The organism is Micrococcus sp. 140720015-1 (assembly GCF_053627595.1).
The window spans coordinates 46,652-58,841 of sequence record NZ_JBSEYC010000007.1 but is presented as its reverse complement, the minus strand read 5'-3'; the positions used below and the strand labels follow the sequence as shown (position 1 = coordinate 58,841).

9 protein-coding genes, 2 pseudogenes and 1 other annotated feature are annotated in these 12,190 nt (G+C 66.2%); of the genes and pseudogenes, 3 read left to right on the top strand and 8 right to left on the bottom strand.

Features of this window, described 5'->3' with window-relative positions; genetic code table 11:
* Together ACUXPL_RS11780 and ACUXPL_RS11775 are read left to right on the top strand one after the other, a co-directional pair.
* Positions 1-165 (top strand): ArsR/SmtB family transcription factor (locus ACUXPL_RS11780; RefSeq protein ID WP_454184017.1); only part of this gene is annotated, 165 nt, incomplete at its 5' end.
* A gap of 87 nt (positions 166-252) precedes the next feature.
* A pseudogene (locus ACUXPL_RS11775) lies at positions 253-486 on the top strand (ISL3 family transposase); the annotation flags it as partial.
* Between the two features lie 106 nt (positions 487-592).
* Here the strand turns inward: ACUXPL_RS11775 and ACUXPL_RS11770 are convergent.
* The 7 genes and pseudogenes from ACUXPL_RS11770 to ACUXPL_RS11740 all read right to left on the bottom strand — a co-directional run bounded on the left by ACUXPL_RS11770 (position 593) and on the right by ACUXPL_RS11740 (position 8,217).
* Positions 593-1,387 carry an aldo/keto reductase gene (locus ACUXPL_RS11770; protein WP_251650272.1) on the bottom strand — a complete coding sequence of 265 codons (795 nt, stop codon included), beginning with the start codon at positions 1,385-1,387 and terminating at the stop codon, positions 593-595.
* A 608-nt stretch (positions 1,388-1,995) separates the two neighbouring features.
* Positions 1,996-2,241, bottom strand: coding sequence for an HAD family hydrolase (locus ACUXPL_RS11765; RefSeq protein ID WP_353301162.1), 246 nt, complete (start codon positions 2,239-2,241; stop codon positions 1,996-1,998).
* 133 nt (positions 2,242-2,374) lie between these two features.
* Complete coding sequence (locus ACUXPL_RS11760; protein ID WP_371485270.1) at positions 2,375-3,025, bottom strand: GNAT family N-acetyltransferase; 651 nt, start codon at positions 3,023-3,025, stop codon at positions 2,375-2,377.
* A 210-nt stretch (positions 3,026-3,235) separates the two neighbouring features.
* Positions 3,236-3,736, bottom strand: a complete 501-nt coding sequence (locus ACUXPL_RS11755; protein ID WP_454184013.1) for a hypothetical protein — start codon at positions 3,734-3,736, stop codon at positions 3,236-3,238.
* Between the two features lie 213 nt (positions 3,737-3,949).
* Positions 3,950-5,116: pseudogene (locus tag ACUXPL_RS11750) on the bottom strand (IS3 family transposase).
* 219 nt (positions 5,117-5,335) lie between these two features.
* Positions 5,336-6,568, bottom strand: coding sequence for an MFS transporter (locus ACUXPL_RS11745; protein ID WP_240009023.1), 1,233 nt, complete (start codon positions 6,566-6,568; stop codon positions 5,336-5,338).
* Positions 6,565-8,217, bottom strand: a complete 1,653-nt coding sequence (locus tag ACUXPL_RS11740; RefSeq protein WP_135019341.1) for an ABC-F family ATP-binding cassette domain-containing protein — start codon at positions 8,215-8,217, stop codon at positions 6,565-6,567. Before ACUXPL_RS11740 ends, ACUXPL_RS11745 begins: the two co-directional genes overlap by 4 nt.
* A 427-nt stretch (positions 8,218-8,644) precedes the next feature.
* Here ACUXPL_RS11740 and ACUXPL_RS11735 point away from each other — a divergent pair, with 427 nt between their 5' ends.
* Complete coding sequence (locus ACUXPL_RS11735; protein WP_127435182.1) at positions 8,645-9,583, top strand: AbiTii domain-containing protein; 939 nt, start codon at positions 8,645-8,647, stop codon at positions 9,581-9,583.
* A gap of 1,337 nt (positions 9,584-10,920) precedes the next feature.
* Here ACUXPL_RS11735 and ACUXPL_RS11730 read toward each other — a convergent pair.
* Positions 10,921-12,164, bottom strand: a protein-coding gene (locus ACUXPL_RS11730) for an IS3 family transposase (RefSeq protein WP_088477947.1) whose coding sequence is annotated in 2 segments (ribosomal slippage) — positions 10,921-11,891 and positions 11,891-12,164 — 1,245 coding nt in all. Because the reading frame shifts where the segments join, the coding sequence is not laid out codon by codon here.
* Positions 11,761-11,895 (bottom strand) — a sequence feature (AL1L pseudoknot). (Overlaps the previous gene by 135 nt.)
* Positions 12,165-12,190 lie beyond the last annotated feature (26 nt).

The following is a 12,190-nucleotide window of genomic DNA, read 5'->3' as shown; positions in this document are numbered from 1 at the left end:
GATCTCACCGAGCCGCTGGGCATCAGCCAGCCGACCGTGAGTCACCACATGAAGAAGCTCGTCGACGCTGGCCTGCTCACGCGCGAGCAGAAGGGGCGCTGGGCGCACTACTCTGTCGTGCCGTCGGCCTTCGCCGAGCTCCGTTCCTTCCTCGACATCGCCTGAACCCCCACCGCCGACTTTGGAGATCCTCCTGACCGCACGGCCCAGTGTCCAGGTCGTCTGCGTCCACAACGCCGGTCGCTCGCAGCCCGGTTAGCCGGCGACGCGTTGGCCCGCTGCCACCGCCGGGTCCAGCAGGACCTGCATGGCCACCGCGGCCGCACGGGCGACCCGCTCTACTCCGCCCGTCGAACCCTGCACGCCGGAACCGGGTTGCTCACCGACAAGCAGAGGGCCCGGCTCGAGGCCACTTGGGGGACCTGCCAGCGGATGATCAGCGCCTACCGCGAACCCGACAAGGCCCGAGGAAAGGAGTTGATGGATGGCGTGCACAGGTTCAGGAGGAGGTGACAGGCAGGTCCTTCGGAGACTTGCGCTGTTCGGACTGCCCGGGCTGCCCGGACCGACCGGGCTGCGCCCTTGGGCAAGGTCACAGCACTTCCAGTGGTCGCGGTCCGCTCGGGGGCGGAAACGCACGGTCCAGAGCATCCAGGTCGTCGCGGGTCAGTTCCACGTCCAGTGCTGTGGCGTTGTCGCGCACGTGCTGCGGGCTGCTCGCCTTGGGGATCGTGCAGAGCGAGTCGCGGCGCAGCACCCAGGCGAGGGCCGCCGCCGCGGGGCTGACGCTGTGACGGGTCGCGACGTCGTTCAGCGTCGTGTCGTGAAGGATGCGGCCCTGCTCGATCGGCGAGTACGCCATGACCGGCAGCTGGTGGTCGGCGCACCACGGCAGGAGGTCGTACTCCGGTCCTCGCCGCGACAGGTTGTACAGCACCTGATCCGTGGCCAGCCCGCTGCTGCCCGGCACGTCCTGCAGCTCGGCGAGGGCCCGGTGGTCGAAGTTGCTGACGCCCCAGTATCGGATTTTCCCGTCCTCGACGAGCTGTTGGAAAGCCGCGACGGTGTCCTGCAGCGGGTACCTGCCCTGCCAGTGCAGCAGGTAGAGGTCGATCCGATCGGTGCCCAGGCGTTTCAGGCTGCGTTCGCAGGCCGCGATCGTGCCGGAACGGGAGGCGTGGGACGGCAGGACCTTGCTGACCACGAACGCCTCGTCGCGGCGACCCGCCAATGCTTCACCGACCACCTCCTCCGCGCCGCCGTCGGCGTACATCTCGGCGGTGTCGACCAGCGTCATGCCCAGCTCGAGGCCGGCGTGCAGCGCGGCGACCTCGTCGCCGCGGCGGCCGGGGTCCTCACCCCAGCCCCAGGTGCCCTGGCCCAGCACAGGGATGGACTCCCCGCTCGGCAACGTTATCCGTCGCATCCGCGATCACTTCCTTCTGGTTGTCCTGAGGTGGGACGTGGGCTGAGATCCTCGAAGGGCTGGCGCGTCCTCGACCGGTGCTGGCTTATAGGAGGGTGGCGGGTACCGAGGTACCGAGGTGCCGGGTGTCGAGCCGGTAGTCAGCCCCGTCTGCGCCATGTGGCGTACCGGGCTGCTCACGAGCGGTTTCCGGCTCCGGTGGGCTGGACAGTACCACCGCGGCGGAACAGAAGGCAGAGGTCATCGGGTGAGCGGCTGGTGGCCAGGTTCCCGTCTCGGGCCGCCTCGTGGTCCACCACTATCAGGGACTCAACTCCCCACCCGCCCGGTCGGCCCAGGCTTCGACCAGCAGCCTGTCGTCCTCGGCCACGGCATTCATGGCCCCCCGCAGCTCCGTGTACTCGGCCACCCGGCCGCTGTAGGCGGCCCGGTTCTGTGTTCCGTTCCGAGAGTCCGTCGAGAACGCCCGGGGCTACATAGCTGTCGAGATGCAGTGAAGATTTCACGCGACTCCCGATGGACTCTGGCCAGTGTGGCCAAGAGCCGACCAACACGAATAATCGCGCGCCCTAGCCGATGACGTTCGAGCCTGCGCGGGCCCATTCCAGCACTTCGGTCTGCGAGGACGCCCGCGGCGGTTCTGCCTGCTGATCTGTGTCACCGGCTCGGTTCAGCCAGATCCCCTGCAATCCTGCCGTGATGGCGCCCTGGGTGTCTGCCTCCAAGGTGTCGCCGATGTACCAGCCCGCATCGGGTGGAACTCCCAGGGCATGGCAGACATGCTCTTGGAATTGGAGATTATGAGGTCGCGCCACAACGACATGGCAGAAGAGCGGCTCACGTCGGTCAGGCCTGCAGCGCCGACTGCTGTGCAGAGTGCGGCGTGTGCCGCGTGATCGTAGTCCAGGAGGCTACCGTCCAGGTCAAGCGACAGGGCTGCTGGTGGGGTCATCCCAGCCCCAGGAACCGGCGGAGCGCCGCCGCGCCCGTGATCTCCACGGGATCGTCGCCGCGCACGAAGTCCTTCGGGCGCAGCTCGAAGAACACCTCGCCGGTCGGCACGCCGCGGCGCTCAGCCTGGCCGCGGCCGGTCTCCAGGTAGCCAACCTTCTCGCTGACCCGCCGGGAGGCGGCGTTGTCCTCCCAGGCGGAGGAGGTGACGGCGTCGAGACCCAGGCCGTCGAACGCGAGCGCGCACATCATGCGCCGCATCCGAGTGCCCAGCCCCTGGCCTTGGAACGGCAGGCCCAGCCAGGAGCCGGTCTCCAGGCGGCGGGTGCCGGCAACGTCGGGACCGTTCATGCCCTGCATGCCGATCACCTGGCCGTTCCGCCGCACCACAAGCTCGAGGCTCACGTCGCCGTCCACAGTGCGGGTGAGGGTGGAGGCGTAGAACCGTAGGTAGTTCGCGGGCATCTCCTCGGCCGGGCCGTCGGTCCACGGGAACAGGAACGGCGTCCACGACGGGTCGTGGATTCCGCCCGCCACCACGTCCAGCACCTCCGGCACGTCGGCCTCGCGCAGCGCGGTCATCCGCAGATCACCGGCCTCGACGACGAGTCCGTAGGGCGGCCAGATCTCCTCGAGGGTGCGCGTCACGGTTGAAACCTATCTGAGTCGCGCCTGGTCAATAGTCCCCCCACCGTGCGCAGACACCGTCAAGAGGCAGAACGCTCAACTACCTATGAGACATATTGTAGAGATGCAGCGAAGAGTTCATACGACACGCGGCGAATCCTTCGCAGAACCAGCTCCGACACCGTCTGTGCGAAAAGTCGGTGGGGCAACCAGCGACCCCGACGAGTACCACTATGTCTCCAGTTCCCACCCGGCGGGCTGGAAGTCGGCATTGAGGACCTCTTTGTAGGTTTGGTGTCCTTGGCCAAAGTAGAACTGGTTCTCGAACCTGTGGCCATACCACTCGCTGGTACGAATCTCGAAGTCTTGGTAGATGCCGTTGATGCTGGCTCGGATAGTGGCGGCCCACGTGTAGCAACCAGGTTCATCCGGGATGATCCTTAGCAACATTGCCAGCTCCCTAGTCGAGGTCACCCTGTGCGGCCCGTCAGTTGCTGAATCGACTACGTGGGAACCTTCTCCGAACGTTGTGACGCGAACGGCGGGCACGACCCCGTGGTGCCTCCCGCGGGTGTTCAAGGTCGCGATGAACCGCGCCATATTGTCGTCGCCAGTTCCACCCAGTCCGCCGAGCGACTCATAGACGGTCCCGCCTTCTACTCGCACGCGCCAGTACTCCACAGTCACCTGATGGATGGCAATCGCGGCGTCTTCCAAAGTGGTGATGGACACGTACCGCGTCATGTGCCCTTGCGTGAGAAAAGGCATCCCATGGTGCTGAAGGGCCCAGAGTTGGGGGTCAACACCGTGGGGGAGGGCGTCTCGTAAGGTTGGTGGCACGTAGTTCGTAGTGCTGGCTCCATAATGCGCGTGAGCTGTGGCCAGGGGCGCAGCTCGGGTTTTATGTATAGCCGGGACTGCTGCACGGATAGGTGACAGGGTGGGTCAGGCTGCCTGAGCGGCCGGTGCGGTCATGATGGTCTCGTATTCAACGGGAGTCAATCGGCCCAGGGCTGTCTGCCTGCGCCGGCGGTGGTAGGTCCGCTCAATCCAGGTGACGATCGCGATCCGCAGCTCCTGGCGAGTGGCCCAGGTGCGACGGTCCAGGACGTTCTTCTGCAGCAGCGCGAAGAAGCTCTCCATGGCCGCGTTGTCACCGGCGGCACCGACCTTGCCCATCGAACCGACCATGTCGTGGTGGTGCAGGGCGCGGACGAATTTCCTGGACCGAAATTGCGATCCGCGGTCTGTGTGCAGGATACAGCCGGCCACCTCGGTGCGTCTGGCCACGGCATTGTTTAGCGCATTCACGGCCAGGCGCGACTTCATCCGGTCGCTGATCGAGTAGCCCACGATCCGGTTGGAGTACACGTCCTTGACCGCGCACAGGTAGAGCTTGCCTTGACCGGTGCGGTGTTCGGTGATGTCGGCCAACCAGAGTTCGTTCGGGGCGTCGGCGGTGAAATCGCGTTTCACCAGATCGTCGTGGACCGGTGGGCCCGGCTTCTTGCCGTTCTTGCCGCGCTTCTTGCCGAACGCGCTCCACCAGCCGTTGGCCGAGCACACCCGCCACATCGTCCGGTCACACGCGGCGTGGCCGGCGTCTCGGGCCTCATCGGCCAGGTACCGGTAGCCGAACTCGGGGTCGTCGCGATGGGCGTCGAACAACGCGTTGGCCAGGTACGCCTCGGCCAGTTCGGCGTCGGTGACCGGGGTGGCGCGCCAGCGGTAGTAGGGGCTGGCGGGCGAGCTTGAGGACCCGGCACGTCACCGTGACGGGGATCCCGTCGGCGGCCAGCTCACGGACGAGCGGGTATTTCATTTTCCCGGCAGGTTCGCCTGGGACAGATAGGCCGCCGCCCGGCGCAGAACCTCGTTCTCCTGCTCCAGCAGCCGGATGCGCTTCTTGGCCTCCCGGAGCTCGGCGTGCTCGGCGGCGCTCGTTCCGGGTGTGGAGCCCTCTTCCACGTCCGCCCGGCGCATCCAGTTGCGCAGGCAGGACTCGGCAATGCCGAAGTCCGCGGCGATCTGCTTGATGGTCTGGCCAGGTTCACGATCGCGGACGACGCGCACGACGTCGTCGCGGAACTCCTGGGGATAGGGCTTGGGCACGGTGTTCATCCTTCCAGCAACGCCTCACAGCGTCACAGATCAGATGTCACCTATCCGTGCAGCAGTCCCTTGCCATCGTGCGACTACGCGCCGTGAGGGCCAGGGGACGCACGCGGGCCTCCTGAGTGGGCGCGTCGATTGAAGCGTCGGAACAGCAGGGGGCGCCCCCTGCCGCGTGGTGGGGCCGAGCCATCGCCCGACCCCGCCGCGAGGCACGAGTCACGCCGCGTGGGGCTCGTCGGAACGCAGTTGCCCGGCCAGTGCCAGGACGCCGGCCAAGGCCAGCGGGACCATCCCCGCGGCCACGAACAGTGCTCCTGGGGCGACGGCGGCGGAGACCGCCCCCACGAGCCCGACGGACAGCGGCATGAACGCGATCGAAACGAAGAAGTCCAGGCTCGCCACCCGTCCGAGCATGTCCAAGGGCACGTGCGCCTGGAGGACGGTCCCCCAGATCACCATGCCCACTCCGATGCCGGCCCCGTAGAGCATCAGACCGGCCCCGATGATCCAGGGGTTCAGCGTCCAAGCAGGCAGGGCCAGCGGGACACAGGCCAGAGCCCAGACTCCCACCATTACGGGCAGGAACCGCCGCGGCGCCTCCATGCCGCCAGCAAGCAGCGAGCCGACCAGCCCGCCGACGCCCAGCGCCGCCAGCACCGCCCCGTAGACCGCGGCACCGTTCTCGTGGCCGTCGCGCAGCAGCACCGGCAGCAGCACCTCGAGGACGCCGGTCGTCACCAGGCCCATGACGGCGGCGAACAGGACGCTGCTCCTCACCCAGCGCGTCCGGAGGACGTACGTGAATCCCTCGGCCAGGTCCCGGAACGGGTGCTGAGGCGCCGCATTCGTATCTGGAGGGCCCACCGCAGGCAGGCGGGCGGCCAGCACCGCGCCGGCCGCGAGCGAAAGGGCAATGAGCAGCCCGCCCGCAGGAGGTGTCGTCGCACCGATGACCGCCCCGGTCAGGGCTGGTGCCAGGGCCTGACCGACGACGGGCCGCGTCGCCCCCTCGAGGCCGTTCACGGCCATCAGCTGCTCTTCCTCGACGAGCAGCGGCACCAACGCCGTGTAGGCCGGGAAGAAGAACGCCGTCGATGCCCCGACGATCAGTGCTGACAATCCCAGGAGCCAGTACTGAACGGCCCCCATCGTGGCGAGGCCGGAGACGACACCGGCCGCCACCGCATTGACGACCAGGACGGCCACCAGGATCCCCTTCTTCGACAGGCGATCGGCGACGACGCCGGCCGGCAGTGAGGCAGCCAGCAGGCCGACACCGCTCCACATGACGACGCCGGCCAGCGTCGGCGGATCAGCTCCGAGCTCCAGCACTTGCATGGCCAGGTACAGGTTCCAGGCACCCTGGCCGAAGATGGCCAGCACCATCGCCAGGAACAGCGGCCGATACCGGGGAGAGGACAGAGGTGCCAGTGCGGTGATCGAGGTCAACGGCTCACCCCCTCGGTGCTCAGCTCGAGACGCGGCCAGTCGGTCAGGTCTCGGAGCATCTGGCGGTCGTGAGTGGCCACCACCACGGCCGCCCGGGTCTCCCGGATGGCGTCCGTGAGCTCGTCCACCAGCGCGGCGGAGAGGTGGTTGGTCGGCTCGTCGAGCATCAACAGGTCCGGCTGTTCAGCCAGGCACAGCGCCAGGTGGAGCCTTCGCTGCTGCCCCTGAGACATCCGCCCAACGGGCGTGTCCAGGCTCCGCGGTTCTAGCAGGCCCAATGACCCGAGTGACGGCACACCGTTGTTCCTCGCCATCAGACCGTTGCGGTGCAGGTGCGCCTCGAACGCCTGCCGCGCCGTGTGTCGCGGGTTCCATGCGGGCACTTCCTGGGCGAGCAGCGCGATCTTCGCGCCCGTGTGCCGCAGGATGCGGCCGGCAGTGGGCTCGAGGATGCCGGCGAGGACCTGGAGCAACGTGGACTTGCCGGCGCCGTTCGGGCCGGTGAGCAGCAGGCGATCCCCGCCGTGGAGCTCGACGGAGGCCGGCCCGTGGAGGCGGCCGGCCAGGCCGACCCCCTCCGCACTGAGCAGTGGCCGGCCTGCCCTGGTCGTCGAGGCCGGCCACGTCAGGGACCGGGGCGGGTCCGGCACGGTGATCTCGTGCGCCGCCAGATCCCGCATCCTGCGGTTGAAGGTTTGGACCACGCCGCCGGCGCGAGTGGCCCGCTGGTGCTTGCCCGTCCCCTTGTCCGGACGCCACCGGTCCTGGAGACGTCCGCGGGCGGCCTCGGCCGCGCTGGTGAGGGCGGCGTGTTCGGCCAGCTGCTGCTCATGCTCCTGTTCCCAGGCGGCCCGCTCGGCACGCCGCCCCTTCTCCCAGGCCTCATAGCCTCCGGTGTACTGCCGGGGGCGACCGTCACGAGTGGGATCCAGGTCGAGGAAGACGTCGGCGACGTCCTTCATCAGTGCGCGGTCATGGGTGACCACGGCGAACCCCCCAGCGTGCTCCCTCAGTGCCCGTGTCAGGTACTCCAGGGCCCCGGCGTCGAGATGGTTGGTGGGCTCGTCCAGCAAGAGCAGGTCCACCGCAGAGCCCAGGACGACGGCCAGCCGGACGCGGTACCGCTGTCCGACGGACAGTGCCCGCAGCGGACAAGCCCGATCCGTGCAGGCGGACAGGCCGTGCAACGCGAGGTCGATGCGCCGCTCGGCGTCCCAGGCGTCGAGGGCGGTGGCCGTCTCCAGCGCTCGGGCGTAGGCGTCATCGGCTCCAGGCCTGCCCTCTGCCATGGCGAGGGTGGCCTCCTCGAGGCGGTCCAGGACACGGAGGGACTCGCCGATGGAGTCGTGGACGAGGTCACCGACCGTGCGGTCGTCGTCCACGTCGAGGTCCTGTTCGACGAGGGCGACCGTCCCTGCGCGGGTCACGGTGCCGGAGTCCGGCATCAGGGTGCCGGCGAGCACATGCAGCAGCGTGGTCTTGCCGCGGCCGTTCTCACCGACGACGGCCAGCCGGGATCCGGCGGAGACCGTGACGTCCACGTCGTTCAGCACGGTTCGATCGCCCAGGGTGAGGGTGATGCTCTCGGCTCGGATGTGGGCGGCGCTGCCTGCAGGCAGGGCAGGGGTGTTCAGAGGGGTCAGGGTCATCGTGGTCTCTCAGCTCGTCATGGAGCCGGGCAGCACGAGAAAGCCGCCCGGCAGGGTGCCAGGACGGCGAGCGGGTTTCGTCAGGAGTGGTCCGCCGCCGTCAGCGGGCGGAGCGGAGCTTCATCGACGCGATGCCTCTGTACATGGACTCGACGATATCAAACGCGGCAGAGGAGTCCCGGATCGCCACAGACCTGTATGTCGAGCTATCGAGCGTCCCGGGGAGGCAGAGACTGGAAAACTGACGAGCGAGACAGTCATGGTTTGGCCTCTGCGGCCCCGTCAGAGGTCTGCGGCTCGATAGAAGGCCCTCGCAAGCCTCTTGAAGCCTCAGCCTTGCCCATATGCGACCGTTTCACGAAAAGTTCTAGGACTGTCCACGTGCCACCGTCTGCCACGTCCGCCACACCGATTGGTGCTTTTTCTGATGACTTTCACTATCACTCGCGCAATTGAGACCTTGTCAGATCCGAATGTGCAGATCGAACACGCATTGCGGCAATGTCTGGTAGTGGCAAAGCGAATCCAGTCCGACCCTATGGTGGAATGGGTGAAGGGCGAGCTTCAGGGGTACGGGTCACCAGACGTTAAACCTCCGAACTATCGCTCAACTCTCTTCGCTCCATACAGGCTCACATTCCATGGTCCGATGGGCGCCTCGTTGCGTCAGTCACTCAGTCGTTCGGACATCCCAGAGTCATTACGAGTACCCGCAGAAGCAGACTTCCTACGCCAGCCCGTGGCGGAGGTCAGCGCCCTGACCCGAGACCGGGAGAACTCACCGGAGCTTAGCCTTCCTCTCATTTGGGTCGATGAGTTCCGTCGCCTCGGCAATGAAGGCAAAGCGCCCAGAGTTGAGATGATGGAGCTCGCATCGGCCTGCAGAGTCCTGCCCCGGACGCATCTGGAGGGCATCGTCGATCGTGTGCGCACCTCTGCCCTAGAGCTGCTGTTGGAGCTCGAAGCCATTGATCCATCAGTGGGCGATGTCGGCAAGGATGCGGAGGGCACACGGGGAGAAGCACGCAGCGTCTCTCTTCAAATCATCACCCAAAACATCTATGGCGACCGGGCATCGGTGGTCTCACAAGGGCAGGTTGACGGCGCCGCCTCAGTTGCAATTGACGCTCGCGTGACTCCTGGAGATCGTGAGGGACTTTTGGATGCTGCCGCCAAGCTTCTCGAGCCCGATCAGGTTGCAGATCTTCGACAAGCTCTCGATGAGGACGGCAATACGGTCGGTGAGTCCACACGCTCGTTTCTGACAAAATTGCGCGACGGGGCCGCCGAAGCTTCCGGCCAAGCTGCCGTGAGTGGCCTCACTGCACTACTGACCCAGTTCTTGGGCGGCACGTTTCCCTGGTGAGAGGAGCACGGCCCCCACTGATCGCCTACTAGGACACCCTGCCGCCGGACGTGGCAGATGGCGATCCAGTAGCAACTCTTAGACATGCAGAGTGTTCGGAGTGGGCGTGGATGCGCTCGTGCGACCCGCAGGAAGTACCGCGGCTCCAGTCTGGAGGCGCCTTCTACGCACCCAGGCGAATTCGCACGGCCCCGTCCTGGATGCCCTTCTTCACTCATCTCCAGCTCGGCCTACTTTGCAGAGACGAACGTGTGGCGCGTGTTTGTGAACTCTTGGCCGCGCGTCGTGTGAAATCTTCGCTGCATCTCTACAGGAGTTGCCAAACGGGATGACGAACCAGGCTTGCCCCTTGCACTCAATGCAACGAAATCCGTTGCCGTTGGAGCGATGTAGGGCCTTGAGCTCATCGCTGGCATGTTGAAAATTCCTGGCGTTCCATACGTCGTTGGTGTAGATGCTTCGGGCCCATTCCATGCTTACCTCCCGATCTTCTCGATGTGGCAAGGCTATGGGTGCGTCCCGACTTGATTAGCGCGTCTCGCTGGCCCCCAACCTAGAGAGGCCGCTTCGATGTGCGCCGGAGAGTGAACTGCCCCCGGCTGCACTTACACGTTTGGGTCTGCGAGAGGGGGAGGAGCGGTCGCCGCGCCTCCCCCTCTCTCATGTCAGATATGCGGAGGACTCAGAGGTGCGGGTGACCCCAGGCCCACCCGGCGCCCGGGGTTGGCGGCATCGGGTTGCCAGCCTGCAGAAGATAGCGGGCGCCAGTGTCCCTGCCAGCGGCGTCAAGGAGGGGGTAGTACCCGGTGCGGTGGGTGATCTCTCCGGGGTGATGGGTGGTGTGGTGGTGTGTAGGAGGCATGAGGCGCCTTCCTCTCGGTTCGGTTGATTTGAGAAGCGACGCAACACGCCGAACTGCACCCACGCCGTCTGTAGCATGAGGGATGAACTGCTAGTTCAAGTCCAGCTACTGGGTCGTCATCGGGGTGCCACCCGCGACGGCCCAGAGCTGTTTCGCACCGGGTTTTCCCTTGACTCTAAGACCAAGGATGCCCCGGCGCTCCAAGTCTATATGTGGCGCCGAGGTGGCTGGGTCGCCACTACATGTAGTAGTTACACCTGTGTGATTACACCAATCCCCCCCCGCCTCCACCTCTGTTCACAGGCGGTGAGAAAATCATTCGCAGCAATCAGGCCCGACACGCCGACACGGCTTCTGCTTGTCCACATTGTGGATTGTCCCCATCGGGTCTCCCATTCGCTCCGAAAGTTTATTGTGCAACACTCCTGGATGGCGTGTCCGAGGTGTTTGAAGCGTCCCGGGTTTCGTGCCGCTCCTATGTGGGTGCCAGCTCTCGGTTGAGGGCGGCGTAGTAGGCAGTCTCGTACTCGGCCGGGGTGGTCATAGCCAGGGACGAGTGGAGCCTTCGATTGTTGTACCACTCGACCCATCCGGCGGTGGCGTACTCGACGTCGGCGATGGTCTTGTACGGGCCGTTGTGGAAGATCGTGGTGGTGATGCACTCGGTCTTGTACAAGCCGATGACGCATTCCATGAGCGCGTTGTCATACGCATCGGCGACGGTCCCGATGGACGCGGCGATGCCCTCGGCGGCCAGGTGCTCGGCGAAGCGAAGGCTCGTGTACTGCGACCCGGCATCGCTGTGCGCGATCAGCTCGCCGGGCTGCACAGGGTGCCCGTGCCGGTCACGGTCCCACAACGCGATCCGCAGCGGGGTCAGGACCAGCGGGGTCGTCTTGGCCGTCGCGGCATGCCAGGCGAGGATTCTCTGCGAGTAGCAGTCCAGCACGAACGCGACGTATACGAAGCCCGCCCACGTGCGCACATAGGTGAAGTCCGCGACCCACTTCGTGTTCGGCGCGGCCGCGGTGAAGTCTCGATTGAGCAGGTCACCGGCACGGCAGCCGTCCTTGGCCGGGACGGTGGTGCGCACTGGCCTGCCTCGACGCACACCGTTCATCCCCGCAACCCGCATGAGCCGGTCCACACGACCGGCGCCGACCTGGTGACCTTCTCGACGCAGCCACGCGGTCATCTTCCGACGCCCGTACAGCCCTTCCGGGGTGCCGACAAGGTCGTGCAGGACGTTGAGCAGGACCGCGTCGGACGTGTCACGAGCCGACGCGCTGCGGCGGCGCCACGCCCGGTAGGTGCGTGCGGCGATCTGACAGCCCTCCTGACGGAGCACCCTGCAGATCGACTCGACCGCATGCCCCTTGGCGCGCATCTGATCGATGAATCCCATGATCATCGGTTGCGGGGGTCGAGCTCCCCCGCGAAGAAAATCGAGGCCTTGCGCAGGATCTCGTTGTCCTCCCGCAATCGCTTGACCTCGCCGCGCAGGCGCTTGAGCTCGGCCAGGTCATCGCTGGTCGGCCCGTCCTTGAGGCCGGCGTCGACGCGGTGCTGACAGACCCAGCGGCGCAAGGTCTCGCGCCCCACGTCGACCTTCGGCGACACCAAAGCCACGGCCTTCGTGACTGACCCGGCTTCCTCGACACGGTCCAGGACCATCCGCACCGCGCGGTCCTTCACCTCGGGATCGAACTTCTTCGGCATGAACAACATCCTCTCGAACTCGAAAG

What these genes read in the sequence shown, in the direction of transcription:
- ACUXPL_RS11740 (WP_135019341.1), bottom strand. Translation starts at nt 8,217, where the DNA reads ATGACCCTGACCCCTCTGAACACCCCTGCCCTGCCTGCAGGCAGCGCC.
- ACUXPL_RS11735 (WP_127435182.1), top strand. Translation starts at nt 8,645, where the DNA reads ATGACTTTCACTATCACTCGCGCAATTGAGACCTTGTCAGATCCGAAT.